This window comes from Streptomyces sp. HUAS 31, assembly GCF_028198125.1.
GTDB lineage: Bacteria > Actinomycetota > Actinomycetes > Streptomycetales > Streptomycetaceae > Streptomyces > Streptomyces chartreusis.
Window position 1 is genome coordinate 6515632 of record NZ_CP116353.1, and the last position, 23891, is coordinate 6539522.

General features: G+C 68.6%; 26 protein-coding genes. 20 read left to right on the forward strand and 6 right to left on the reverse strand.

The window, feature by feature from the left end:
• Positions 1-21 precede the first annotated feature (21 nt).
• From rpmE to PGH47_RS29210, 17 genes are all read left to right on the forward strand, one after another.
• Positions 22-246, forward strand: a complete 225-nt coding sequence (rpmE, locus tag PGH47_RS29130; RefSeq protein WP_030944953.1) for a 50S ribosomal protein L31 — start codon at positions 22-24, stop codon at positions 244-246.
• Between the two features lie 106 nt (positions 247-352).
• The gene (gene prfA / locus PGH47_RS29135) at positions 353-1429 is read left to right on the forward strand and encodes a peptide chain release factor 1 (protein WP_107902783.1); all 1077 of its coding nucleotides are present in this window, start codon (positions 353-355) and stop codon (positions 1427-1429) included.
• A gap of 93 nt (positions 1430-1522) precedes the next feature.
• Positions 1523-2362, forward strand: a complete 840-nt coding sequence (gene prmC, locus PGH47_RS29140) for a peptide chain release factor N(5)-glutamine methyltransferase (RefSeq protein ID WP_269638392.1) — start codon at positions 1523-1525, stop codon at positions 2360-2362.
• A gap of 61 nt (positions 2363-2423) precedes the next feature.
• Positions 2424-3071, forward strand: a complete 648-nt coding sequence (locus PGH47_RS29145; RefSeq protein WP_030944961.1) for an L-threonylcarbamoyladenylate synthase — start codon at positions 2424-2426, stop codon at positions 3069-3071.
• A 52-nt stretch (positions 3072-3123) separates the two neighbouring features.
• The gene (locus PGH47_RS29150) at positions 3124-3786 is read left to right on the forward strand and encodes an arsenate reductase/protein-tyrosine-phosphatase family protein (protein WP_030944966.1); all 663 of its coding nucleotides are present in this window, start codon (positions 3124-3126) and stop codon (positions 3784-3786) included.
• Positions 3787-3858: 72 nt separating this feature from the next.
• Positions 3859-5097: a serine hydroxymethyltransferase gene (glyA, locus tag PGH47_RS29155; RefSeq protein ID WP_271665854.1), complete on the forward strand. Its 1239-nt coding sequence runs from the start codon at positions 3859-3861 to the stop codon at positions 5095-5097.
• A 140-nt stretch (positions 5098-5237) separates the two neighbouring features.
• Positions 5238-6572 carry an MraY family glycosyltransferase gene (locus PGH47_RS29160; RefSeq protein ID WP_030944970.1) on the forward strand — a complete coding sequence of 445 codons (1335 nt, stop codon included), beginning with the start codon at positions 5238-5240 and terminating at the stop codon, positions 6570-6572.
• A gap of 317 nt (positions 6573-6889) precedes the next feature.
• Positions 6890-7336: a hypothetical protein gene (locus tag PGH47_RS29165; RefSeq protein WP_030944972.1), complete on the forward strand. Its 447-nt coding sequence runs from the start codon at positions 6890-6892 to the stop codon at positions 7334-7336.
• Positions 7337-7561: 225 nt separating this feature from the next.
• Positions 7562-8383, forward strand: coding sequence for a F0F1 ATP synthase subunit A (atpB, locus tag PGH47_RS29170; RefSeq protein ID WP_271665855.1), 822 nt, complete (start codon positions 7562-7564; stop codon positions 8381-8383).
• Between the two features lie 74 nt (positions 8384-8457).
• Positions 8458-8688 (forward strand): ATP synthase F0 subunit C, encoded by a 231-nt coding sequence (gene atpE, locus PGH47_RS29175; protein WP_024884520.1) that lies wholly within the window; start codon positions 8458-8460, stop codon positions 8686-8688.
• 42 nt (positions 8689-8730) lie between these two features.
• Entirely contained in the window at positions 8731-9276 is a 546-nt protein-coding gene (locus tag PGH47_RS29180; protein WP_271665856.1) for a F0F1 ATP synthase subunit B, read from the forward strand.
• The gene (locus PGH47_RS29185) at positions 9273-10088 is read left to right on the forward strand and encodes a F0F1 ATP synthase subunit delta (protein WP_271665857.1); all 816 of its coding nucleotides are present in this window, start codon (positions 9273-9275) and stop codon (positions 10086-10088) included. The genes PGH47_RS29180 and PGH47_RS29185 overlap by 4 nt, the downstream gene beginning before the upstream one ends.
• A 133-nt stretch (positions 10089-10221) precedes the next feature.
• A complete protein-coding gene (atpA, locus tag PGH47_RS29190; protein ID WP_107902768.1) occupies positions 10222-11811 on the forward strand; it encodes a F0F1 ATP synthase subunit alpha in 1590 nt (529 codons plus the stop codon).
• Positions 11812-11832: 21 nt separating this feature from the next.
• Complete coding sequence (locus tag PGH47_RS29195; protein WP_271665858.1) at positions 11833-12747, forward strand: F0F1 ATP synthase subunit gamma; 915 nt, start codon at positions 11833-11835, stop codon at positions 12745-12747.
• Positions 12747-14183 (forward strand): F0F1 ATP synthase subunit beta, encoded by a 1437-nt coding sequence (atpD, locus tag PGH47_RS29200; protein WP_107902763.1) that lies wholly within the window; start codon positions 12747-12749, stop codon positions 14181-14183. Before PGH47_RS29195 ends, atpD begins: the two co-directional genes overlap by 1 nt.
• A 129-nt stretch (positions 14184-14312) precedes the next feature.
• Positions 14313-14687: a F0F1 ATP synthase subunit epsilon gene (locus tag PGH47_RS29205; RefSeq protein WP_107902761.1), complete on the forward strand. Its 375-nt coding sequence runs from the start codon at positions 14313-14315 to the stop codon at positions 14685-14687.
• A gap of 162 nt (positions 14688-14849) precedes the next feature.
• Positions 14850-15296, forward strand: coding sequence for a DUF2550 domain-containing protein (locus PGH47_RS29210; protein WP_030944997.1), 447 nt, complete (start codon positions 14850-14852; stop codon positions 15294-15296).
• Between the two features lie 8 nt (positions 15297-15304).
• Here the strand turns inward: PGH47_RS29210 and PGH47_RS29215 are convergent, their stop codons facing one another.
• The 3 genes from PGH47_RS29215 to PGH47_RS29225 form a co-directional block, all read right to left on the reverse strand.
• The gene (locus PGH47_RS29215; RefSeq protein ID WP_126900116.1) at positions 15305-17131 is read right to left on the reverse strand and encodes a glycoside hydrolase family 18 chitinase; all 1827 of its coding nucleotides are present in this window, start codon (positions 17129-17131) and stop codon (positions 15305-15307) included.
• A gap of 136 nt (positions 17132-17267) precedes the next feature.
• Positions 17268-17909 carry a response regulator gene (locus PGH47_RS29220; protein WP_030945003.1) on the reverse strand — a complete coding sequence of 214 codons (642 nt, stop codon included), beginning with the start codon at positions 17907-17909 and terminating at the stop codon, positions 17268-17270.
• Positions 17906-19084 carry a sensor histidine kinase gene (locus PGH47_RS29225; RefSeq protein WP_271665859.1) on the reverse strand — a complete coding sequence of 393 codons (1179 nt, stop codon included), beginning with the start codon at positions 19082-19084 and terminating at the stop codon, positions 17906-17908. The genes PGH47_RS29220 and PGH47_RS29225 overlap by 4 nt, the downstream gene beginning before the upstream one ends.
• A gap of 152 nt (positions 19085-19236) precedes the next feature.
• Here PGH47_RS29225 and PGH47_RS29230 point away from each other — a divergent pair, with 152 nt between their 5' ends.
• Positions 19237-19821: a hypothetical protein gene (locus PGH47_RS29230; RefSeq protein WP_271665860.1), complete on the forward strand. Its 585-nt coding sequence runs from the start codon at positions 19237-19239 to the stop codon at positions 19819-19821.
• A 4-nt stretch (positions 19822-19825) separates the two neighbouring features.
• On the opposite strand, the gene PGH47_RS29235 is transcribed toward PGH47_RS29230, so the two are convergent.
• Genes PGH47_RS29235 through PGH47_RS29245 form a run of 3 tightly spaced genes read right to left on the reverse strand, consistent with a single transcriptional unit; the run spans position 19826 to position 21957 of the window.
• Positions 19826-20398 (reverse strand): cob(I)yrinic acid a,c-diamide adenosyltransferase, encoded by a 573-nt coding sequence (locus PGH47_RS29235; RefSeq protein ID WP_271665861.1) that lies wholly within the window; start codon positions 20396-20398, stop codon positions 19826-19828.
• Between the two features lie 13 nt (positions 20399-20411).
• Positions 20412-21161 carry an ABC transporter permease gene (locus tag PGH47_RS29240; RefSeq protein ID WP_271665862.1) on the reverse strand — a complete coding sequence of 250 codons (750 nt, stop codon included), beginning with the start codon at positions 21159-21161 and terminating at the stop codon, positions 20412-20414.
• 13 nt (positions 21162-21174) lie between these two features.
• Positions 21175-21957 (reverse strand): ABC transporter ATP-binding protein, encoded by a 783-nt coding sequence (locus PGH47_RS29245; protein ID WP_271665863.1) that lies wholly within the window; start codon positions 21955-21957, stop codon positions 21175-21177.
• A gap of 80 nt (positions 21958-22037) precedes the next feature.
• On the opposite strand from PGH47_RS29245, the gene PGH47_RS29250 reads away from it, so the two are divergent.
• Both PGH47_RS29250 and PGH47_RS29255 read left to right on the forward strand, forming a co-directional pair.
• Complete coding sequence (locus tag PGH47_RS29250; RefSeq protein ID WP_271665864.1) at positions 22038-22679, forward strand: TetR/AcrR family transcriptional regulator; 642 nt, start codon at positions 22038-22040, stop codon at positions 22677-22679.
• Between the two features lie 160 nt (positions 22680-22839).
• Complete coding sequence (locus PGH47_RS29255) at positions 22840-23688, forward strand: 3-hydroxyacyl-CoA dehydrogenase family protein (protein ID WP_271665865.1); 849 nt, start codon at positions 22840-22842, stop codon at positions 23686-23688.
• Positions 23689-23891: the final 203 nt, after the last annotated feature.

The window sequence follows — 23891 nt, forward strand, 5'->3', positions numbered from 1 at the left end:
CTCCCGAAACTAGGAGACACCTTGAAGCGCGACATCCACCCCGAGTACGTCGAGACGCAGGTCAGCTGCACCTGTGGCGCGTCGTTCACCACCCGTAGCACGATCGCCAGCGGCACCATCCGTGCCGAGGTCTGCTCCGAGTGCCACCCGTTCTACACGGGCAAGCAGAAGATCCTCGACACCGGTGGCCGTGTGGCCCGCTTCGAGGCCCGCTTCGGCAAGGCTGCTGCCGGCTCCAAGAAGTAGCGAGCTCCAATTCGCCGGTCCACGGCCGCGCCCTGTCTCAGGCGCGCCGGGACCGGCGTTTTTGGTCGCCCGCCCTTCACAGACGTATTTCACACAGGAGCCCAAGATGTTCGAGGCCGTCGAGGAACTGGTCGCTGAGCACGCCGACCTGGAGACGAAGCTCGCCGACCCTTCGGTGCACGCCGACCAGGCGAACGCGCGCAAGCTGAACAAGCGCTACGCCGAGCTCACCCCGATCGTCGCCACGTACCGCTCCTGGAAGCAGACCGGCGACGACATCGACACGGCGAAGGAACTCGCCGCCGACGACCCGGACTTCGCGGCCGAGGTCAAGGAGCTGGACAAGCAGCGCGAGGAACTGACCGAGAAGCTGCGGCTCCTGCTCGTCCCGCGTGACCCGAGTGACGACAAGGACGTCATTCTGGAGATCAAGGCGGGCGCCGGCGGTGACGAGTCCGCGCTGTTCGCGGGGGACCTGCTGCGCATGTACCTGCGGTACGCCGAGCGCGTCGGCTGGAAGACCGAGATCATCGACGCCACCGAGTCCGAGCTGGGCGGCTACAAGGACGTCCAGGTCGCGGTGAAGACCAAGGGCGGCCAGGGCGCCACGGAGCCCGGCCAGGGCGTCTGGGCCCGGCTGAAGTACGAGGGCGGCGTGCACCGCGTGCAGCGGGTGCCGGCGACCGAGTCGCAGGGCCGTATCCACACCTCCGCGGCCGGTGTGCTCGTCACGCCCGAGGCCGAGGAGATCGACGTCGAGATCAACCCGAACGACCTCCGCATCGACGTGTACCGGTCGTCAGGCCCGGGTGGCCAGTCCGTCAACACCACCGACTCCGCCGTGCGCATCACGCACATTCCGACCGGAGTCGTCGCCTCCTGCCAGAACGAGAAGAGCCAGCTCCAGAACAAGGAGCAGGCGATGCGTATCCTGCGCTCCAGGCTGCTCGCAGCGGCGCAGGAGGAGGCCGAGAAGGAGGCCGCCGACGCCCGCCGCAGCCAGGTCCGCACCGTCGACCGCTCCGAGAAGATCCGTACCTACAACTTCCCGGAGAATCGCATCTCGGACCACCGCGTCGGCTTCAAGTCGTACAACCTGGACCAGGTCCTGGACGGCGACCTCGACGCGGTGATCCAGGCCTGCGTCGACGCGGACTCGGCGGCGAAGCTGGCGGCCGCGTAAGGGCGTAGGGGACGGACGTACGCACGGACGAGTACGACACGGAGGACTTGCGTGCAGCAATTCATCGGGGGGCGGACCCCAAGCCCCCGCAGCGTGCTGCTCGCGGAGGTGGCACAGGCCACCCAGCGGCTGGCGGACGCCGGCGTGCCCTCGCCGCGCACCGACGCGGAGGAGCTCGCCGCGTTCGTGCACGGCGTGAAGCGCGGCGAGCTGCACTCCGTGAAGGACTCGGACTTCGACGCCCGGTACTGGGAGGTCATCGCCCGCCGTGAGCAGCGCGAGCCGCTCCAGCACATCACCGGGCGTGCGTACTTCCGCTATCTCGAACTCCAAGTCGGGCCGGGCGTGTTCGTGCCGCGGCCCGAGACCGAGTCGGTGGTCGGCTGGGCCATAGACGCGGTGCGCGCGATGGACGTCGTCGAGCCCTGCATCGTCGACCTGTGCACCGGTTCGGGCGCCATCGCGCTCGCCCTCGCCCAGGAGGTCCCGCGCTCGCGCGTGCACGCCGTGGAGCTGTCCGAGGACGCCCTGGTGTGGACGCGCAAGAACGTGGAGGGCTCGCGCGTCGACCTGCGCCAGGGCAACGCGCTGGACGCCTTCCCCGACCTCGACGGCCAGGTCGACCTGGTCATCTCCAACCCGCCCTACATCCCGCTCACCGAATGGGAATACGTCGCTCCGGAGGCGCGGGACTACGATCCCGATCTCGCCCTGTTCTCCGGCGAGGACGGCCTCGACCTCATCCGCGGCCTGGAGCGGACCGCACACCGTCTCCTGCGGCCCGGCGGCGTCGTCGTCATCGAGCACGCCGACACCCAGGGCGGTCAGGTGCCGTGGATCTTCACCGAGGAGCTGGGCTGGGCCGACGCGGCCGACCACCCCGACCTCAACAACCGCCCCCGGTTCGCGACGGCCCGCAAGGCGCTGCCGTGACCGCCCCGCAGACTCTTTCCCGGAAGTACGTGTACTTCGTGTACGAGGAGGCCCGCTAGATATGGCACGGCGATACGACACCAACGACGCGACCGACCGCACGACCGGTCTGCGTGAGGCCGCGTCCGCCGTCCGCCGTGGTGAGCTCGTGGTCCTTCCGACCGACACGGTGTACGGCATCGGCGCCGACGCGTTCACCAAGGAGGCCGTCGGCGATCTGCTGGAGGCCAAGGGGCGGGGCCGCAACATGCCCACCCCCGTGCTGATCGGCTCCCCGAACACACTCCACGGTCTCGTCACCGACTTCTCCGAGCTGGCCTGGGAGCTGGTCGACGCGTTCTGGCCGGGCGCGCTCACGCTCGTCGCCAAGCACCAGCCGTCCCTCCAGTGGGACCTCGGTGACACCCGGGGCACGGTTGCCGTGCGCATGCCACTGCACCCGGTCGCCATCGAGCTCCTGACCGAGGTCGGCCCGATGGCAGTCTCCTCGGCGAACCTCACCGGACACCCGGCGCCGGAGGACTGCGACGCGGCGCAGGAGATGCTCGGCGACTCGGTCTCGGTGTACCTCGACGGCGGCCCGACCCCGGGCAACGTCCCGTCGTCCATCGTCGACGTCACGCGCGAGGTGCCGCTGCTGCTGCGCGCGGGTGCCCTCTCGGCGGAGGATCTGCGGAAGGTCGTACCCGACCTCGAGGTGGCCAATTGACCGCCCCTGAGTCCCCCGGGCTCTCGGCCGCGCCCGAGCAGGGGGTACCCCCATGCGTGGCATAGGCAACGGGGAAAGCGCGGCGGAGATCACGACCACCTTCGTGGGACTGCCGCGCGACAGCTTCCGCATCCTCCACGTCAGCACCGGAAACGTGTGCCGCTCGCCGATCACCGAGCGGCTGACCCGTCATTTCGTGACGCAGCGGCTCGGGGTGCTCGGCGGCTCGCTGATCGTGGAGAGCGCCGGCACCTGGGGCCACGAGGGCGCGGCCATGGAGTCCAACGCGGAGACGGTCCTCGCCGACTTCGGCGCGGACGCCTCCGGCTTCGTCGGCCGCGAGCTCCTCGACGAACACGTCATCATGGCCGACCTGGTCCTCACCGCCACCCGCGACCACCGCGCCCAGGTCATCTCCATGGGCCATTCGGCGGGCCTGCGCACCTTCACGCTGAAGGAGTTCACCCGCCTGGTCCGCGCCATAGACCCCGCGACGCTGCCTCCCCTGGAGGACGGCGTGGTCCAGCGAGCACGCGCCCTGGTGCGCGCGGCGGCGGCTCTACGCGGGTGGCTGCTGGCGCCGACGGCCGAGGCCGACGAGGTGTACGACCCGTACGGGGCGCCGCTGACGTTCTTCCGCTCGGTGGGCGAGGAGATACACGAGGCACTGGATCCGGTGGTGACGGCGCTCACGGGAGTACCCGCGAGGACGTGACAGCCGGGCGCCCGGGGCGCACCGGGCCTACATTGGACGTACGTCACCGCCGACGCACGCCCGGAGCCCACCATGTCGGTCACCCCTACCCTCGAGGCCGATGTCCTGCGCCGTCAGGACCCCCAGCTCGCCGACATCCTGCTCGGGGAGCTCGACCGGCAGTCGACGACGCTCCAGCTCATCGCCGCGGAGAACTTCACGTCGCCCGCCGTGCTGGCGGCCCTCGGATCGCCGCTGGCCAACAAGTACGCCGAGGGCTACCCGGGCGACCGGTACCACGGCGGATGCGAGATGGTCGACGCCGCCGAGCGGCTCGCCGTTGAGCGGGCCAAGGCACTGTTCGGGGCCGAGCACGCCAACGTGCAGTCCCACTCCGGGTCTTCGGCCGTCCTCGCCGCGTACGCCGCGCTGCTGCGCCCCGGCGACACCGTCCTCGCCCTCGGCCTGCCCTACGGCGGACACCTCACCCACGGCTCGCCCGCGAACTTCTCCGGCCGCTGGTTCGACTTCGTCGGCTACGGGGTCGACGCCGAGACCGGGCTCATCGACCACGACCAGGTGCGCACCCTCGCCCGCAACCACCGCCCCAAAGCCCTGGTGTGCGGGTCCATCGCCTATCCGCGGCACATCGACTACGCCGTCTTCCGTGACATCGCCGACGAGGTGGGCGCCTATCTCATCGCCGACGCCGCCCACCCCATGGGGCTCGTCGCCGGGGGAGCGGCGCCGAGTCCGGTGCCGTACGCCGATGTGGTGTGCGCCACCACCCACAAGGTGCTGCGCGGCCCGCGCGGCGGCATGATCCTGTGCGGCTCGGATCTCGCCGAGCGCGTCGATCGCGCCGTCTTCCCGTTCACGCAGGGCGGCGCCCAGATGCACACCATCGCCGCCAAGGCCGTCGCGTTCGGCGAGGCGGCAACGCCGGCGTTCGCGGTGTACGCCCATCAGGTGGTGGCCAACGCGCGCACCCTGGCCGCCCACCTCGCCGAGGAGGGCCTCGTCGTCACCACCGGCGGGACCGACACCCACCTGATCACCGCCGATCCCGCGCCCCTCGGCGTGGACGGCCGCGATGCGCGCGGCCGGCTGGCGGCGGCCGGAGTGGTCCTGGACTGCTGTGCGCTGCCGCACGGCGACGCCCGCGGTCTGCGCCTGGGCACCGCGGCCGTGACCACCCAGGGCATGGGGGAGGAGGAGATGGTGTGGCTCGCGGCGCTGCTGGCGGGAGTGCTGCGGGGCGAGAGGGAAAGTCAGAAGGCCCGTGAAGAAGTGCGGGAGCTCACCGGTAGATTTCCGCCGTATCCCGGTTGAGGCGGGGTAGACGCACCCGAGCACACAGCCACACGTGCAACCATCGTCGCTACCCGGAAGTCCCCACACATATGCGTCGCGTATGCGTACGTCGCTAGTGTGTGGGGCTGAGATGGCCAGCGAGACTTGTGGGGAAGCCCGTGCGTGAATACCTGCTGACGCTCTGCATCACGGCCGCGGTGACGTATCTGCTGACAGGGCCGGTACGTAAGTTCGCGATCGTGGCCGGAGCGATGCCGGAGATCCGGGCACGTGACGTGCACCGGGAACCAACTCCGCGGCTCGGCGGTATCGCCATGTTCTTCGGCCTGTGCGCAGGCCTGCTGGTCGCCGACCACCTCACCAACCTCAGTACCGTCTTCGAGAAGTCGAACGAACCGCGGGCGCTGCTCTCCGGAGCGGCGCTCATCTGGCTGATCGGCGTCCTGGACGACAAGTTCGAGATCGACGCCCTGATCAAGCTGGGCGGCCAGATGATCGCGGCCGGCGTCATGGTCATGCAGGGTCTGACGATCCTGTGGCTGCCCATCCCCAGCGTCGGCAACGTCGCGCTGACCCAGTGGCAGGGCACCCTGCTCACCGTGGCCCTGGTCGTCATCACCATCAACGCGGTCAACTTCGTCGACGGCCTGGACGGCCTCGCCGCCGGCATGGTCTGCATCGCGTCGGCGGCGTTCTTCCTCTACGCCTACCGCGTGTGGGTGTCGTACGGCATTGAGGCCGCCGCGCCGGCCACCCTGTTCTCGGCGATCCTGATGGGCATGTGCCTGGGCTTCCTGCCGCACAACATGCACCCCGCGCGCATCTTCATGGGCGACTCCGGCTCGATGCTGATCGGCCTGGTCCTCGCCGCGGGCGCGATCTCCATCACAGGTCAGGTCGACCCGGACGCGCTGAAGCTGTTCGCCGGCTCCGAGAAGGCGGCCGTGCACCAGACGGTGCCGGTCTACATCCCGCTGCTGCTGCCGCTGACGATCATCGCGATCCCGGCAGCCGACCTGGTGCTGGCCATCGTGCGCCGCACCTGGCGCGGTCAGTCGCCGTTCGCCGCCGACCGCGGCCATCTGCACCACCGGCTGCTGGAGATCGGCCACTCCCACAGCCGGGCGGTGCTGATCATGTACTTCTGGTCGGCGCTGATCGCCTTCGGCGCGCTCGCCTACTCCGTGAACTCGGCGTCGATGTGGATCGTGCTCGGCGTGGTGTTCCTGAGCTTCATCGGCCTGGTCCTGCTGCTCCTGCCACGCTTCACGCCGCGTGCCCCGCGCTGGGCCGAGGCCTTCGTGCCACCGCGCTACCGCCGGGGCGGGGCCGTCGCCGAGCCCGCGGCCGGCACACCGCAGACCGCGATCGCCGAGTCCGAGGAGCAGCCGCGCACCCCGGTCGCCGCCGGGGCCGGCCGCGTCAACGGAGCCACCGCCCTGGGCGCTCGTTCGCGGCCCCTGGACAGGCGTAAAGCCGGAACGTCGCGCTGACGGTCAAAGTAAGAGAAGCCCCAAGGTAAGAATCTGACTAGAGCATTGCCAACTCATGGGGGAGCGAAGCATCCCAATACCAGACAAGTCGGCAGCGTTCCTGCACAGACGCGCACCTTCACTCTCATGTGTGACTGCGGGCACACCTCCCAGGTAAAGACCTCATCAAATAGTTTGTGATACGGTTCACGAGAACCCGGGACAGAGCCGAAGGACCGAAGTGCGACGGTCCACCCGGCGTGAGGTTCTCTCTCAGCCCGGGACTACGCTCGTCCATGACGACACCCTGCCCCCACCGTGAAAGCGGAGTTGCCGCCATGCCGTCCAATGACGCCCGCACCCTGCTCCAGGCCGCTGTTCCCACAGCCGTCGCCGGCGCTGTTGCCGCCGTCGTCAGTGGCGTGGTCGCCGGTGGCAAGGGAGCGATCGGGGCCGTCGTCGCGACGCTGGTCGTGATCCTTTTCATGGGGCTCGGTCTCTACGTACTTCAGCGCACTGCCAAATCGCTTCCGCATCTGTTCCAGGCAATGGGTCTGATGCTGTACGCGGCGCAGATCCTGCTGCTGTTCATCTTCATGGCCGCGTTCAAGAACACGACGCTGTTCAACCCCCGGGTCTTCGCGTTCACACTGCTCGGCACCACCCTCGTGTGGATCGCCATGCAGACGCGTGCCCACATGAAGGCCAAGATCCTCTACGTCGAACCCGATTCGGACACCTCCTCCAAGGGCGGGAAGTCCGAAAAGACGGGGCACTCGTCGTGAGAGGTAGGGGCGGGATAAAGGGGCGGAAGAAGTCCTGCTATCGTCCGGTGCCAACTGCGGCATCGCGGGCGCGGGCATCCGAGCTGACGCCTGCTCAATCGCGAGGCGAGATGCCCCACAGCCGCCCCCACATCCGTAACACCAGTCCCGTGCCGAACCGCGGCTGCGCGCCGCGCCGACACAACGAGGTTGCCGTACCTATGCGCCACGCTGAAGGAGCCCGCGGTGAGTGCTGACCCGACGCAGGTGCTCGCCTTCGAGACCGACTGCCACATCTTCGACGGCTGTGGATTCCCGGCTCCCGGCCTGCACTCGTTCCTGTTCGAGCCCCTCTGGGGCGACGGAACCAGCAACGTGTACTTCGACAAGACGATGTTGCTGGCGCTGCTCGGCTCCGTCGTCATCATCGGCTTCTTCTGGGCGGCCTTCCGTAAGCCGCAAGTCGTCCCGGGCAAGCTGCAGATGGTCGCCGAGGCCGGTTACGACTTTGTTCGGCGCGGGATCGTCTACGAGACGATCGGTAAGAAGGAAGGCGAGAAGTACGTACCGCTGATCGTCTCGCTGTTCTTCTTCGTCTGGATGATGAACCTCTGGTCGATCATCCCGGTCGCCCAGTTCCCGGTCACAGCGATCATCTCGTACCCGGTGGGCCTGGCGCTGATCGTCTATGTGCTGTGGGTCTCGCTGACCTTCAAGCGTCACGGTTTCGTCGGTGCCCTCAAGAACTTCACCGGTTACGACAAGTCGCTCGGCCCGGTCCTGCCGCTGGCCATGCTGATCGAGTTCTTCTCGAACCTGCTCGTCCGGCCGTTCACGCACGCGGTGCGACTCTTCGCGAACATGTTCGCCGGTCACACGCTGCTGCTCCTCTTCACGATTGCCAGCTGGTACCTGCTGAACGGCATCGGGATCGCCTATGCGGGTGTCTCGTTCATCATGGTCATCGTCATGACGGCCTTCGAGCTGTTCATCCAGGCGCTGCAGGCGTATGTCTTCGTGCTTCTGACCTGCACCTTCATTCAGGGCGCGCTCGCCGAGCACCACTGAGTGCCCGCCCCCTCAACCCCGCAGACGTCCGGTGGCCAACCCCCACCGGTCCGTACAGAAAAGGAAGAACTGGCATGTCCCAGACCCTTGCCGCTGTTTCCGGCTCGCTCGGCTCCATCGGCTACGGCCTTGCTGCCATCGGTCCCGGCGTTGGCGTCGGCATCATCTTCGGTAACGGCACCCAGGCCCTGGCCCGTCAGCCCGAAGCTGCCGGCCTGATCCGCGCCAACCAGATCCTCGGCTTCGCCTTCTGTGAGGCGCTCGCCCTCATCGGTCTGGTCATGCCGTTCGTCTACGGCAAGTGATCTGCGGATCCACAACCAGCCGACTAGACGAAAGGCACTGATATGAGCCAGCTGCTCGTTCTGGCGGTCGAGGAGTCGGAGAATCCCCTCGTCCCGCCGATCCCCGAGCTTGTCATCGGCCTGATCGCCTTCGTCATCGTCTTCGGCTTCCTCGCCAAGAAGCTGCTCCCGAACATCAACAAGGTTCTGGAAGAGCGTCGCGAGGCCATCGAGGGCGGTATCGAGAAGGCCGAGGCCGCGCAGACCGAGGCCCAGAGCGTTCTGGAGCAGTACAGGGCGCAGCTCGCCGAGGCCCGGCACGAGGCCGCGCGTCTGCGCCAGGAGGCGCAGGAGCAAGGCGCCACGCTCATCGCGGAGATGCGCGCGGAAGGCCAGCGGCAGCGCGAGGAGATCGTCGCCGCCGGTCACGCCCAGATCGAGGCCGACCGCAAGGCCGCCGCGTCCGCGCTGCGTCAGGATGTCGGCAAGCTTGCCACCGACCTGGCCGGCAAGCTCGTCGGCGAGTCCCTCGAGGACCACGCCCGGCAGAGCCGCGTCATCGACCGCTTCCTCGACGAGCTCGAGGAGAAGGCCGAGGCCGGACGATGAACGGAGCGAGCCGCGAGGCCCTGGCAGCCGCACGCGAGCGACTCGACGCGCTGACGGACAACACGTCCGTCGACGCCGGACGGCTTGCCGACGAGCTGGCCGCCGTCACCACGCTGCTCGACCGCGAGGTGTCGCTGCGTCGGGTCCTGACCGACCCGGCGCAGGCCGGCGAGGCCAAGGCCGAGCTGGCCCAGCGCCTGCTCGGCGGCCAGGTCGGCGGCGAGACCGCCGACCTCCTGGCCGGCATGGTGCGCTCCCGCTGGTCGCAGTCCCGCGACCTGGTGGACGCGCTGGAGGAGCTGGCGGACACCGCCGACCTCACGGCCGCGCAGAAGACGGGCACGCTCGACGACGTCGAGGACGAGCTGTTCCGGTTCGGCCGGATCGTCTCCTCGAACACCGAGCTGCGCGCCGCGCTGACCGACCGCGCCGCCACCACCTCGGCCAAGAGCGCGCTGCTGCGCAGCCTGCTCGGCGGCCGGGCCAAGGCGACCACGGAGCGTCTGGTGACGCGTCTTGTGACCGCGCCGCGTGGACGTAGCCTGGAGTCGGGACTGGAGTCCCTTTCCAGGCTCGCCGCCGAGCGCCGGCAGCGCCTGGTGGCGGTCGTGACCACGGCGGTTCCGCTGAGCGACACGCAGCGGCGGCGCCTGGGCGCCGCTCTCGGGAAGCTCTACGGCCACACGATGCACCTGAACATCGACGTGGACCCCGAGGTCGTCGGCGGTATCCGGGTGCAGGTCGGTGACGAGGTCATCAACGGCTCCCTCGCGGACCGCATCGAGGACGCCGGCCGCCGACTGGCGAGCTAGCACCAAACTTCATAGCAGTACGTACTTACGACGGCCCATGTTGGGCCGTGCAGAGGATTCACCTCGTTCAGGGGGGAGTCCCCATCCCCCCAAAGTGAAACTTCGGGCCCAACAAGGAGAGCAGGGAACCCAGATGGCGGAGCTCACGATCCGGCCGGAGGAGATCCGGGACGCGCTGGAGAACTTCGTCCAGTCGTACAAGCCGGACGCGGCCTCGCGCGAGGAGGTCGGCACGGTCACCCTTGCCGGCGACGGCATCGCGAAGGTCGAGGGTCTTCCCTCGGCCATGGCCAACGAACTGCTGAAGTTCGAGGACGGCACCCTCGGCCTCGCGCTGAACCTGGAAGAGCGCGAGATCGGCGCCGTCATCCTCGGTGAGTTCAGCGGCATCGAGGAGGGTCAGCCGGTCTCCCGTACCGGTGAGGTCCTCTCCGTGGCCGTCGGCGAGGGCTACCTCGGCCGAGTCGTCGACCCGCTCGGCAACCCGATCGACGGCCTCGGCGAGATCGAGACGTCAGGCCGCCGCGCCCTCGAGCTTCAGGCTCCGGGCGTCATGGCCCGTAAGTCGGTGCACGAGCCGATGGAGACCGGCTACAAGGCCGTCGACGCGATGACCCCGATCGGCCGTGGCCAGCGTCAGCTGATCATCGGTGACCGTCAGACCGGCAAGACCGCCCTGGCCGTCGACACGATCATCAACCAGCGCGACAACTGGCGCACCGGCGACCCGAACAAGCAGGTCCGCTGCGTCTACGTCGCCATCGGCCAGAAGGGCTCGACGATCGCGTCGGTCCGTGGCGCGCTGGAGGAGAACGGCGCGCTCGAGTACACGACCATCGTCGCCGCCCCGGCGTCCGACCCGGCCGGCTTCAAGTACCTGGCGCCGTACACCGGTTCGGCCATCGGCCAGCAGTGGATGTACGAGGGCAAGCACGTCCTCATCATCTTCGACGACCTCTCGAAGCAGGCCGACGCCTACCGCGCCGTGTCCCTGCTGCTGCGCCGCCCGCCGGGCCGTGAGGCCTACCCGGGTGACGTCTTCTACCTGCACTCCCGTCTGCTGGAGCGCTGCGCGAAGCTCTCCGACGACATGGGCGCCGGTTCGATGACGGGTCTGCCGATCGTCGAGACCAAGGCGAACGACGTCTCGGCGTTCATCCCGACCAACGTCATCTCCATCACCGACGGCCAGTGCTTCCTGGAGTCGGACCTGTTCAACGCCGGTCAGCGCCCCGCGCTGAACGTCGGTATCTCCGTCTCCCGAGTCGGTGGTTCCGCGCAGCACAAGGCGATGAAGCAGGTCTCCGGCCGTCTGCGTCTGGACCTGGCCCAGTACCGCGAGCTGGAGGCGTTCGCCGCCTTCGGTTCCGACCTGGACGCCGCGTCGAAGGCACAGCTGGAGCGTGGTTCGCGTCTGGTCGAGCTGCTCAAGCAGGCTCAGTACCAGCCGATGGCCACCGAGGACCAGGTCGTCTCGGTCTGGGGTGCCACCACCGGCAAGATGGACGACGTTCCGGTCACTGACATCCGCCGCTTCGAGAAGGAGCTCCTGGAGTACCTGCACCGCAAGGAGCAGGGCCTCATGACCTCCATCAAGGAGGGCGGCAAGATGTCGGACGACACCCTCACCGCTGTTGCCGACGCGATCGCCGACTTCAAGAAGCAGTTCGAGACCTCGGACGGCAAGCTTCTCGGCGAGGACGCTCCGGCCGCCGCCAAGTGACGTAAGGAAGGGACCTGACTCATGGGAGCCCAGCTCCGGGTCTACAAGCGTCGCATCCGATCCGTCACCGCGACCAAGAAGATCACCAAGGCGATGGAGATGATCGCCGCCTCGCGTGTCGTCAAGGCGCAGCGCAAGGTGGCGGCCTCCACGCCGTACGCGACCGAGCTCACCCGCGCGGTCACGGCGGTCGGTACCGGCTCGAACACCAAGCACCCGCTGACCACGCAGGCCGACACGGTCGTGCGGTCCGCGGTGCTGCTCCTGACGAGCGACCGTGGTCTCGCCGGCGCCTTCAACTCCAACGCCATCAAGGCGGCGGAGCTGCTGACCGAGCGTCTTGAGGCCGAGGGCAAGGAGGTCGACACGTACATCGTCGGCCGCCGTGGTCTGGCTCACTACAACTTCCGCGAGCGCAAGGTCGTGGAGTCGTGGTCGGGCTTCACCGACGAGCCCACGTACGCGGACGCGAAGAAGGTCGCGGGCCCGCTGATCGAGGCCATCGAGAAGGACACGGCCGAGGGCGGCGTGGACGAGCTCCACATCGTCTACACCGAGTTCGTGTCGATGATGACGCAGCAGGCCCTCGATGCCCGCATGCTGCCGCTCAGCCTCGAAGAGATCGCGGAGGAGACGCCGAAGGGCGAGATCCTTCCGCTGTTCGACTTCGAGCCCTCGGCGGAGGACGTCCTCGACGCCCTGCTGCCGCGCTACGTGGAGAGCCGTATCTACAACGCGCTGCTCCAGTCGGCTGCCTCCAAGCACGCCGCCACGCGGCGGGCGATGAAGTCGGCAACCGACAACGCGGGAGAGCTCATCGAGACGCTCTCGCGGCTTGCCAACGCGGCCCGCCAGGCCGAAATCACCCAGGAAATCAGCGAGATCGTCGGTGGCTCCGCAGCCCTGGCCGACGCGACCGCGGGGAGTGACAGGTAATGACGACGACAGTTGAGACGGCCGTTGCCACGGGCCGCGTCGCCCGGGTCATCGGCCCGGTCGTCGACGTGGAATTCCCCGTCGACGCCATGCCGGAGATCTACAACGCCCTTCACGTCGAGGTGGCCGACCCGGCCAAGGACGGCGAGAAGAAGACGCTGACCCTGGAGGTCGCCCAGCACCTGGGTGACGGCCTGGTCCGCACCATCTCCATGCAGCCCACCGACGGTCTGGTCCGCCAGGCCGCCGTCACCGACACCGGTGCCTCCATCACCGTGCCGGTCGGCGACTTCACCAAGGGCAAGGTGTTCAACACCCTCGGTGAGGTGCTGAACGTCGACGAGCAGTACGAGGGCGAGCGCTGGGGCATCCACCGCAAGGCGCCGAACTTCGACGAGCTCGAGTCGAAGACCGAGATGTTCGAGACCGGCGTCAAGGTCATCGACCTTCTCACCCCGTACGTCAAGGGTGGAAAGATCGGTCTGTTCGGCGGTGCCGGCGTCGGCAAGACGGTGCTCATCCAGGAGATGATCTACCGCGTCGCCAACAACCACGACGGTGTCTCCGTGTTCGCCGGTGTCGGTGAGCGCACCCGTGAGGGCAACGACCTCATCGACGAGATGAGCGAGTCGGGCGTCATCGACAAGACCGCGCTGGTCTTCGGTCAGATGGACGAGCCCCCGGGCACCCGTCTGCGCGTGGCCCTCGCCGGTCTGACCATGGCGGAGTACTTCCGCGATGTGCAGAAGCAGGACGTGCTGTTCTTCATCGACAACATCTTCCGCTTCACGCAGGCCGGTTCCGAGGTGTCGACCCTGCTCGGCCGTATGCCCTCCGCGGTGGGCTACCAGCCGAACCTGGCCGACGAGATGGGTCTCCTCCAGGAGCGCATCACCTCGACCCGTGGTCACTCGATCACCTCGATGCAGGCGATCTACGTCCCCGCGGACGACCTGACCGACCCGGCCCCGGCCACCACCTTCGCCCACCTCGACGCGACGACGGTTCTCTCCCGTCCGATCTCGGAGAAGGGCATCTACCCGGCCGTGGACCCGCTGGACTCCACGTCCCGGATCCTGGACCCGCGCTACATCGCGGCGGACCACTACAACACCGCCATGCGCGTCAAGGGGATCCTTCAGAAGTACAAGGACCTCCAGGACATCATCGCGATCCTCGGTATCGACGAGCTCAGCGAGGAGGACAAGCTGGTCGTCCAGCGTGCCCGCCGCGTCGAGCGCTTCCTGTCCCAGAACACCCACGTCGCCAAGCAGTTCACCGGCGTGGACGGTTCGGACGTGCCGCTGGACGAGTCGATCACCGCGTTCAACGCGATCATCGACGGTGACTTCGACCACTTCCCGGAGCAGGCCTTCTTCCTCTGCGGTGGTATCGAGGACCTGAAGAAGAACGCGAAGGAGCTGGGCGTCTCCTGACGCACCGGTCTTCGTGAGCCATTGAGCTCTTGATGAGGGGGCGGGGCACGTCCCGCCCCCTCTTCCATGCCTACTAGACTTGTAACCAACACCCGGCACAACCGCCGGGTGGTGACCCGAGGAGCCACCTTGGCTGCTGAGCTGCACGTCGCGATGGTCGCGGCCGACCGTGAGGTCTGGTCCGGCCAGGCCACCTTGGTCGTCGCGCGCACCACGTCCGGCGACATCGGCGTCATGCCCGGTCACCAGCCGCTGCTCGGTGTGCTGGAGTCGGGCCCGGTGACCATCCGTACGAGTGATGGCGGGACCGTCATCGCCGCGGTGCACGGCGGTTTCATCTCGTTCGCGGACGACAAGCTGTCGCTGCTGGCCGAGATCGCCGAACTGTCGGACGAGATCGACGTCCAGCGCGCGGAGCGGGCGCTCGAGCGCGCGAAGGGCGACGACGACGCGTCCGCCGAGCGCCGCGCGGAGGTCCGCCTGCGGGCGGCGACGGCGCGCTGACCCCCGGGGTCACCTTCCGGGCCGTCTAGGCTCTGGGGGAGCGCACGCGATGACGTCACTCAGCCGCGGCTGGGACCGGAGCAATCCGGTGCCGGTCGCGGCTGTGGCAGATATGGAAGTTTTTTCCGTTCCGTTACCTAGGAGACGAGGAGGTCGGTGCCGATGGTCCTCGCTCTGACTGTGTGCGGAATCGTCGTCGCCCTTGTGGTGCTGGGGTTGTTCGTCTTCGGCCTGCGCCGCAGACTCATCCAGCGCTCGGGCGGCACTTTCGACTGTTCGCTGCGCTGGGACGTGCCGGAGAAGACCGACACCAGCGGCAAGGGCTGGAGCTACGGCGTCGCCCGTTACAACGGCGACCGCATCGAGTGGTACCGCGTCTTCTCCTACGCCTACCGCCCGCGCCGCGTCCTGGAGCGCTCCGCGATCGAGGTGGCCGGCCGGCGTCTGCCCGACGGCGAGGAGGAACTGGCGCTGCTCTCCGACGCCGTGATCCTCACCTGTCTGCACCGGGGCACGCGTCTCGAACTCGCCATGAGCGAAGACGCGCTGACCGGTTTCCTCGCGTGGCTTGAGGCAGCCCCGCCCGGTCAGCGCGTCAATGTCGCTTAATCTGCCTGCTAGTTGAGCCCGTTGTTGATGGCGGTCACCAGCTCACCGTTGGTGGTGTCGCCGCTGAACTCCCAGAAGAAGGCGCCGCCCAGGCCCTGGTTCTTGGCCCATGACATCTTCCCGGCGATCGTCGACGGGGTGTCGTAGGACCACCAGTTGTTGCCGCAGTAGGCGTACGCGGTGCCGGCGATGGTGCCGTTCGCCGGGCAGGAGTTCTTCAGGACCTTGTAGTCCTCGATGCCGGCCTCGTAGGTGCCGGGCGCGGCTCCGGTCGCCGTGCCGCCGGGGGCGGCCTGGGTGACGCCGGTCCAGCCGCGGCCGTAGAAGCCGATGCCGAGCAGCAGCTTCTTGGACGCGACGCCCTTGGACTTGAGCTTGGCGATGGCGTCGGCGGAGTTGAAGCCCGCCTGCGGGATGCCGGCGTACGACGTGAGCGGCGAGTGCGGCGCCGTCGGGCCCTGCGCGTTGAAGGCGCCGAAGTAGTCGTACGTCATCACGTTGTACCAGTCGAGGTACTGGGAGGCGCCGCCGTAGTCGGCCGCGTCGATCTTGCCGCCGGAGGAGCCGTCGGCGGTGATGGCCGCGGTGACCAGGTAGTTCGGGCCGAACTCCGTGCGCAGCGCGGACATCAGGTTCTTGAAGGCCGCGGGGCCGGAGGTGTCGCAGGTCAGGCCGCAGGCGTTGGGGTACTCCCAGTCGATGTCGATGCCGTCGAAGACATCGGCCCAGCGCGGGTCCTCGACCACGGACTTGCAGGACTTGGCGAACGCGGCCGCGTTCTGCGCCGCCTGGCCGAAGCCGCCGGAGTAGGTCCAGCCGCCGAAGGAGTACAGGATCTTGATGTGCGGGTACTTGGCCTTCAGCTGACGCAGCTGGTTGAAGTTGCCGCGCAGCGGCTGGTCCCAGGTGTCGGCGGTGCCGCTGACGGACTGGTCGGCTGTGTAGGCCTTGTCGTAGGCGGCGTAGGTGTCGTCGACGGTGCACTGACCGTTCTTGACGTTGCCGAACGCGTAGTTGATGTGCGTGATCTTCGACGCGGAGCCGGAGGTCACCAGGTTCTTGACGTGGTAGTTGCGGCCGTAGACGCCCCACTCGGTGAAGTAGCCGAGCTTGACCTTGTCGCCGGTGGGCGGCGGGTCGGTGGTGCCGCCGGTGGTCCGCACCGCGCGGGCGCCGCTGACCGGGCCGGTCTGGTCGGCGGTGTCGCGGGCCTGGACGGTGTAGGAGTAGTCGGTGCCGGCGGTCAGGCCGGTGTCGGAGTACGACGTCGTGGTCACGGTGGCGACCTTGGCGCCGTCGCGCAGGACGTCGTAGTTCTTGATGCCCTTGTCGTCGGTGGCGGCGCTCCAGGACAGCTTCACCGAGGTGTTGGTGATGTCGGAGGCGCTCGGCGTGCCGGGGGCGCTCGGGGCGCTGTCACCGGGCTCCGTGGTGCCGCCGTCACAACTGCCGCCGTTCAGCTTGCAGTTGGCGGGGGAGCCGGAGCCGGCGCCGTTGAAGCCGAAGGAGACGGAGGCGCCGGGGGCGAGGGTGCCGTTCCAGGACTTGTTCTTGGCGGTCCAGTGGGTGCCGGAGGAGGTGACGTCGGCGTCCCAGGCGGAGGTGACGGAGGTGCCGGAGGGGAAGTCCCACTCGACCGTCCAGGAGCTGAGGGACGTGGTGCCGGTGTTCTTCACCGTCCATTTGCCCTCGAAGCCGGAGCCCCAGTCCTGGGTCTTGGCGTAGGTGGCGGTGGCGGATGTCGCGGCTTCGGCCGGGCTCGCGAGGCCGACCAGGCCCGCCAGCGGAAGCAGCAGGGTCGCGAACCCCGCCACGGCTCTGTGTCTGAAGCGCATGCTGCGCCTCCTTGTTGGGAAGTCAGGGGGCATGACTGAGCCTCACGCCCACTCATGGTGCGGTGAGAATAGAAAGGTCTGGACCACAGGTCAATAGGTCTGGACCAGTTGCTCATCGGCCTGCGGGGCCGGTCGCCTAGATCCCCAACTCCTGCGCCAGTACGGCCGCTTGGACGCGACTTCGCAGCTCCAGCTTGCCCAGCAGACGGCTGACGTGTGTCTTCACGGTCGCCTCCGCCATGTCGAGCCGGGCCGCGATGCCGGCGTTCGACAGGCCCTCGCCGAGGCAGGACAGCACCTCGCGCTCACGGCGGGTGAGACTGTCCAGGACCGACGGGTCGGCCGTCGTCTCCCGTACGGGCTTCGCCGCGAACTCGGCGATCAGCCGCCGGGTGACGGCCGGGGCGACGATGCCCTCGCCGCGTGCCACCGTGCGCACCGCCTCCAGCAGGTCGCGGGCCTCGGTGTTCTTGAGCAGGAACCCGCAGGCGCCCGCCCGCAGCGCCCCGAAGACGTACTCGTCGAGGTCGAAGGTGGTCAGCACGAGGACGTCCGCGAGCCGTTCCTCGACGACCTTGCGGGTGGCCGAAACCCCGTCCAGACGCGGCATCTGAATGTCCATCAGCACCAGATCGGGCCGCAGTTCCCGGGCCCGCTCCACCGCCTGCTCACCGTCCGCCGCCTCGCCGACCACCTCGATGTCGGGAGCGCTGCGCAGAATGAGGACCAGCCCGGCGCGGACGGCGGACTGGTCCTCGGCGACGAGCACTCGGATCATGCGGGGTCTCCTTCGGTCAGCGGAAGCCTGGCGCGTACGACCCACATCTTGCCGTCGGCCGAGCCCTCGGGCCCGGCCTCGAACTCGCCGCCCAGCAGCGCGACCCGCTCCCGCATACCGATCAGGCCGGCGCCGGAACCGGGCGCCCGCGGCCCGTCGCGGTCGCCGAACGGGCTGGTCACGGCGACGGTCAGACAGCTGTCCCGCTGGGCGAGCGCGACCGTGACCCGGCCGGGGGAGGCGTGCTTGAGGGCGTTGGTCAGGCACTCCTGGACGATGCGGTAGGCGGCGAGCTCGACGGGGGCGGGGACGGAGCCGGGCGCGGAATCGAGGTGGACGTCGAGGCCGTTGGTGCGGGCGCCCTCGGCCAGGGCGTCGAGGCCGTCGAGCGTGGGGGCGGCCGCCGGCTCGGTGTCGCCGCCGGCGTCCCGCAGGATGCCGATGAGCCGGCGCATCTCGGCGAGCCCCTCGACGCTGTTCTCGCGGATGACCGACAGCGCCTCCTGGGAGGTCTTCGGGTCGTCGATGGAGAGCGCGGCCGTGGAGTGGATGGCGATCGCGGAGAGATGGTTGGCGACCATGTCGTGCAGCTCGCGTGCCATGCGGGCGCGCTCCGCGGCGACGGCCTGGGAACGGTCCATCTCGGCGAGCAGCGCGGTCTGTTCCGCCCGCAGCCGGGCGGCCTCGGCGGCGTCACGGTGGTTGCGCACGATCCAGCCGGTGCCGGCCGGACCGTACGCCACGATGCCGACGACCACCCCGATCAGCAGTGCCTCCGGGGTGCGCCACACGGCGAACGGCACCAGGGTCGCGGCCACCGTGAGCAGGCCGGTGATCCACTGGATGCGGCGGGCGGAGGGGAGCGGGCCGTACAGCACGGCCGCGTAGACGATGTCGGTGAACATCAGGACCGTGGCCAGGTTGCCCTGGGTGAAGACGTCCGCGCAGATCGCCACCGTGCCGATCAGCAGGGCCGTGCGCGGGGCCGTCCGGCGCATCAGCTCGCAGCCGGCCATCACGACGAGCGGCAGCAGGATCGGCCAGGGGCCGTCGAAGAGCGTGATGGGGTCCCGGGAGGGCCGCGTGGCCAGACCGATGCCCACCAGCAGCAGACCGCCGAACAGCCCGCCGACGGCGACGTACACGTCGAAGCGGTGCGGACGGGGAAGGGCCATGGCTTCATCCAACACGGTGGGCTCCGCCCGCGCGTGATTCCGGGGAAGGGTCCTGGACTGCATCTTTCGATGTACCGCGAGTTCGTCAGTGCCGACGACGAAAGCGACCGGTCCCGACGGGAGCCTGGAAGGGTGACCGAAGGGAGCATGTTGTGATCGTCGCCCTCATCATCGCCTGCGAGGTCGGCTTCTGGGTGCTGCTGGCGCTGGGCCTGGCCGTCCGCTACCTGCTGAAGCGGCGCCGTACGAGTGTGGTCCTGCTGCTGTGCGAGCCGCTGCTTGAGCTGGTGCTCTTCGTGGCGACCGCGGTGGACCTGAAGAACGGCGCCGAGCCGGGCTGGGAGCACGGCCTGGCCGCGCTCTACATCGGCTACACCGTGGCGTACGGCCACTACACGATCCGCTGGCTGGACGGCCACGCCGCGCACCGCCTGGGCGGCGCCCCACGCCCGCCCAAGCCTCCGCAGTACGGCATGGCACGCGCCCGGCACGAGGGCGGCCTGTGGCTTCGTACGCTGCTCGGGGCGGCCGTGGCCTGTGCACTCCTCCAGGGCGCCGTCTGGTACGTCGGGGACGGTGACACCTCGTCCCTGCGGTCCTTCCAGTGGGTGGCACTGCGCGCCGCGGGCATCCACGGCCTGGTCGCGCTGGCGTACCTGATCTGGCCCAAGCAGCCGAAGGGCGAGCCTGCTTCCTCCGACCGACCGGTCCGGTCACAGGAGAAGGCCCGCCGATGACCGCCTAGCGTTCTCCGCCTGGGACCCAGAGGACGTCGCCCTCGGACTTGTTCGCCGTCCTCGCCAGGATGAACAAGAGGTCGGACAGGCGGTTGAGGTAGGTCGCGGTCAGGGGGTTCATGGTCTCGCCGTGGGCCTCCAGGGCCGACCACGTCGAGCGCTCGGCGCGGCGGACGACCGTGCAGGCCTGGTGGAGCAGGGCCGCGCCCGGGGTGCCGCCGGGGAGGATGAAGGAGCGCAGCTTCTCCAGCTCCTCGTTGAAGCGGTCGCAGTCCGCCTCCAGCTTGTCGATGTAGAACTGCTCGACGCGCAGCGGCGGGAACTCCGGGTTCTCCACCACCGGCGTCGACAGGTCCGCACCCACGTCGAACAGGTCGTTCTGCACCCGGGTGAGGACCTTGACGACCTCCTCGTCCAGGCCGCCCAGCGCGATCGCCGTGCCGATCACCGCGTTCGCCTCGTTGGCGTCGGCGTACGCCGAGATCCGCAGGTCGGTCTTGGCGACCCGGCTCATGTCGCCGAGGGCGGTGGTGCCCTGGTCGCCGGTCCTGGTGTAGATGCGTGTCAGATTGACCATGAGGCCAGCCTAGTTACGCACCGGCCGTTCGGAAGACGCGTGTGCCGACCGTCACGGCGAGCGCGGCGAAGGCGACGGCGACCAGAACGCCGTACAGCATGTGTGCTGTGGTGTAGGAGCCGACGTACGCGTCCCGCACCGCGTCCACCAGATAGCGGAACGGTACGAAGTGGGACAGGACGTCCAGCCACCTCGGTCCCAGCGTCATCGGGAGCATCAGGCCCGACAGCAGCATCATCGGCATCGTCATGGCGTTGATCGCCGGCCCGAACTCCTGCGGGGTGCGGACCTTCATGGCGAGCGCGTAGGACAGCGAGGCCAGCGACACCGTCAGCAGCCCGACGAACGCGAAGCCGATCAGGACGCCCGGCAGCGGAGCTCTCAGTCCCATCGCCAGCGCGGCCAGGACCAGCAGCACCGCCTGGAAGACGAACACCGTGGCGTCCCGCAGTACCCGTCCCAGCAACAGGGCGAGGCGGCTGACCGGCGTCACCCGCATCCGCTCCACCACCCCCTGGCCCTTCTCGATGATGATCGAGAACCCGGCGAACGACGCCCCGAACAGGCCGAGTTGGAGCAGCAGCCCGGGGACCAGCACCTGCCAGGAGCTGCCCCGGCCGCCCAGCGGCAGATCCGTCAGCAGCGGACCGAAGAACAGCAGGTACAGCAGCGGCATCAGCACCCCGAAGAGCAGGGCGAACCTGGAGCGCAGGGACTGGCGGAGATAGCGGCCGTAGATGAGGGCCGTGTCGTGCAGCAGCATCTTCTGGGGATTCCTATACGGCTACGGGGGCGGCGTCGGCCGGGGTGGCGCTGCGGCCGGTGATGGCGAGGAAGGTGTCCTGGAGCGAGGCGTCGATCGAGCCGCCGTGGCGCAGCTTCAGCGCGCTCGGCGTGCCCTCCGCGACGACCACGCCCTTGTCGACGACGACGAGCCGGTCGGAGAGGGCGTCGGCCTCGTCGAGGTAGTGGGTGGTCAGGAACACCGTGGTGCGGTGTTCGTCGCGCAGCCGCCGGATCAGGTCCCACAGGTCGGCCCGGCCGCCGGGGTCCAGTCCCGTCGTCGGCTCGTCGAGGAACAGCACCTTCGGGCGGTGCGTGAGCGCCATCGCGATGTCGAGGCGCCGCCGCCGGCCGCCGGAGAGTGTGCCGGCCTTGCGGTCCAGGAGCTCGGTCAGGTCCAGGTCGCGGGCCAACTCCTCGGCCCGCCCGGCGGCCTGCGCCTTGGTCAGGCGGTAGAGGCGGCCCTGGGTGATCAGCTCCTCCCGCACGGTGATCTGCGTGTCCACCCCGCCCGACTGGGCCACGTACCCGCACACCCGGCGCACCCCCGCGGGGTCGGTCGCGAGGTCGTGGCCGGCGACGGTGGCGGCGCCGCCGGTGGGCGCCAGCAGGGTCGTGAGCATGCGCAGGGTCGTCGTCTTGCCCGCGCCGTTCGGGCCCAGGAAGCCGAGGATCTCGCCCTCGCGCACGGTCAGGTCGATGCCGCGGACGGCCTCCACCGGGCCGAGTTTCGTCCGGAAGGTACGGGCCAGTCCGGCCGTACTGATGATGGTCATGGCCCCAGAAAAACAGAGTCTCTTAAATTTTGCAATGACCCCAAATTTTAAGAGAGACCACTGAAGTTAGGATGAGGACCATGGCGGAAGGGCTCAGGGAGCGGAAGAAGCGCGAGACGAGACAGCGGATCTCGGACATCGCCACCGGACTGTTCCTGGAGCACGGCTTCGTGACCGTGACCATCGCGGAGGTGGCGGAGGCCGCCGACGTCTCCGTGAACACCGTCTACAACTATTTCCCGGCGAAGGAGGACCTCTTCTTCGACCGCTCCGCCGGCGTCGTCGAGCAGCTCTCCCGCTGGGTGCGCGGCCGGGCGAAGGGGGAGTCGGCCGCCGCGGCGGTGCTGCGCGAACTGCGTGCCGACGTCGAGTCGGTCTCGCCCCGGGTCGGCCTCATGGAGGGCTACGACCGCTTCATGCGCTGCATCCAGGAGGCGCCGCCGCTGCGCTCCCGGCTGTGGAGCATGCAGCAGGAGATCCACGAACACCTGGAGGCGACCCTGCGCGAGGAGGCCGGTGCGGACGCCGCCGACCCGCTGCCGGGGCTGATCGCCGGTCAGATCGCCTGGATCCACCAGACCGTGTTCGTCCACATCGGACGGGAGATGGTGGCCGGGCGCAATCCGGGCAAAGTGTCACGAGAGGCGCTCGTGCTTCTCGACGACATCGAGGAGCTGTTGAGCCCGAACGTGCTCAACTACGCCGTCCGAGCCGTGGAATGACCGGCGCCGGTGTGATGTCCGTCAGATGAGACGTGACTCGCGTTACTAACCGCTCACACAGTCCCCGACGAGCGCTAAGGTCCGCCGCAGAAGCCAATCGTAAGCAGCGTGTAAGCGCACACTCGCGGTACTGCTGCCGTGATTCAAAGGGGAGTCGTCAGTGGCACGCAAGCTCGCCGTCATCGGGGCCGGTCTCATGGGTTCCGGTATCGCCCAGGTCTCTGCTCAGGCGGGTTGGGACGTGGTCCTGCGCGACGTCACCGACGAGGCCCTCACGCGTGGCACCGACGGCATCAAGGCGTCGTACGACAAGTTCGTGAGCAAGGGCAAGCTGGAGGCGCACGACGCCGACGCGGCCCTCGCCCGCATCACCGCCACCACCGACCTGGACGCGGTCGCCGACGCGGACGTCGTCGTCGAGGCCGTCTTCGAGAAGCTCGAGGTCAAGCACGAGATCTTCCGCGCGCTCGACAAGATCGTGCGCGAGGACGCCGTGCTCGCCTCCAACACCTCCGCCATCCCGATCACCAAGATCGCGGCGGCCACCGCGCACCCCGAGCGGGTCGTCGGTGTGCACTTCTTCTCGCCGGTGCCGATGATGCAGCTCGTCGAACTGGTCCGCGGCTACAAGACGAGCGACGAAACCCTCGCCACCGCGCGTGAGTTCGCCGAGTCCGTCGGCAAGACCTGCATCGTCGTGAACCGCGACGTCGCCGGCTTCGTCACCACCCGGCTGATCTCGGCGCTCGTCGTCGAGGCCACCAAGCTCTACGAGTCGGGTGTCGCCACCGCCGAGGACATCGACCTCGCCTGCAAGCTGGGCTTCGGTCACGCCATGGGCCCGCTCGCCACGGCCGACCTCACCGGCGTCGACATCCTGCTGCACGCCACCGGCAACATCTACACCGAGTCCCAGGACGAGAAGTTCGCGCCGCCGGAGCTGATGCGCCGGATGGTGGACGCGGGTGACATCGGCCGCAAGAGCGGGCAAGGCTTTTACAGCTACTGAGGTTTCGTAGACCACCGCACAGCCCTCTCACCCATCACGCGATGGGGTGAATTCGGTATCGGTTCGCTTACAGACGGCAACCTCTGGCCGCTCAACGCAGTCAGAGGTTGCATCACCGGCCACAGCGAAGACTCATAGCAAACACAGACACAGGCACCTACGCAGACCACACACGCGGAGCACGAACGCACGCTTAGGGGAGC

Excerpts from the sequence above, each read along its gene's own strand:
- glyA (WP_271665854.1), top strand. The coding sequence starts at position 3,859 with ATGTCGGTCACCCCTACCCTCGAGGCCGATGTCCTGCGCCGTCAGGAC.
- PGH47_RS29220 (WP_030945003.1), bottom strand. The coding sequence starts at position 17,909 with ATGATCCGAGTGCTCGTCGCCGAGGACCAGTCCGCCGTCCGCGCCGGG.
- PGH47_RS29185 (WP_271665857.1), top strand. The coding sequence starts at position 9,273 with ATGAACGGAGCGAGCCGCGAGGCCCTGGCAGCCGCACGCGAGCGACTC.
- PGH47_RS29245 (WP_271665863.1), bottom strand. The coding sequence starts at position 21,957 with ATGACCATCATCAGTACGGCCGGACTGGCCCGTACCTTCCGGACGAAA.
- atpE (WP_024884520.1), top strand. The coding sequence starts at position 8,458 with ATGTCCCAGACCCTTGCCGCTGTTTCCGGCTCGCTCGGCTCCATCGGC.
- PGH47_RS29165 (WP_030944972.1), top strand. The coding sequence starts at position 6,890 with ATGCCGTCCAATGACGCCCGCACCCTGCTCCAGGCCGCTGTTCCCACA.
- atpA (WP_107902768.1), top strand. The coding sequence starts at position 10,222 with ATGGCGGAGCTCACGATCCGGCCGGAGGAGATCCGGGACGCGCTGGAG.
- PGH47_RS29150 (WP_030944966.1), top strand. The coding sequence starts at position 3,124 with ATGCGTGGCATAGGCAACGGGGAAAGCGCGGCGGAGATCACGACCACC.
- PGH47_RS29180 (WP_271665856.1), top strand. The coding sequence starts at position 8,731 with ATGAGCCAGCTGCTCGTTCTGGCGGTCGAGGAGTCGGAGAATCCCCTC.
- PGH47_RS29215 (WP_126900116.1), bottom strand. The coding sequence starts at position 17,131 with ATGCGCTTCAGACACAGAGCCGTGGCGGGGTTCGCGACCCTGCTGCTT.
- PGH47_RS29225 (WP_271665859.1), bottom strand. The coding sequence starts at position 19,084 with ATGGCCCTTCCCCGTCCGCACCGCTTCGACGTGTACGTCGCCGTCGGC.
- PGH47_RS29145 (WP_030944961.1), top strand. The coding sequence starts at position 2,424 with ATGGCACGGCGATACGACACCAACGACGCGACCGACCGCACGACCGGT.
- PGH47_RS29250 (WP_271665864.1), top strand. The coding sequence starts at position 22,038 with ATGGCGGAAGGGCTCAGGGAGCGGAAGAAGCGCGAGACGAGACAGCGG.
- PGH47_RS29210 (WP_030944997.1), top strand. The coding sequence starts at position 14,850 with ATGGTCCTCGCTCTGACTGTGTGCGGAATCGTCGTCGCCCTTGTGGTG.
- prfA (WP_107902783.1), top strand. The coding sequence starts at position 353 with ATGTTCGAGGCCGTCGAGGAACTGGTCGCTGAGCACGCCGACCTGGAG.
- PGH47_RS29235 (WP_271665861.1), bottom strand. The coding sequence starts at position 20,398 with ATGGTCAATCTGACACGCATCTACACCAGGACCGGCGACCAGGGCACC.
- PGH47_RS29195 (WP_271665858.1), top strand. The coding sequence starts at position 11,833 with ATGGGAGCCCAGCTCCGGGTCTACAAGCGTCGCATCCGATCCGTCACC.
- PGH47_RS29240 (WP_271665862.1), bottom strand. The coding sequence starts at position 21,161 with ATGCTGCTGCACGACACGGCCCTCATCTACGGCCGCTATCTCCGCCAG.
- atpD (WP_107902763.1), top strand. The coding sequence starts at position 12,747 with ATGACGACGACAGTTGAGACGGCCGTTGCCACGGGCCGCGTCGCCCGG.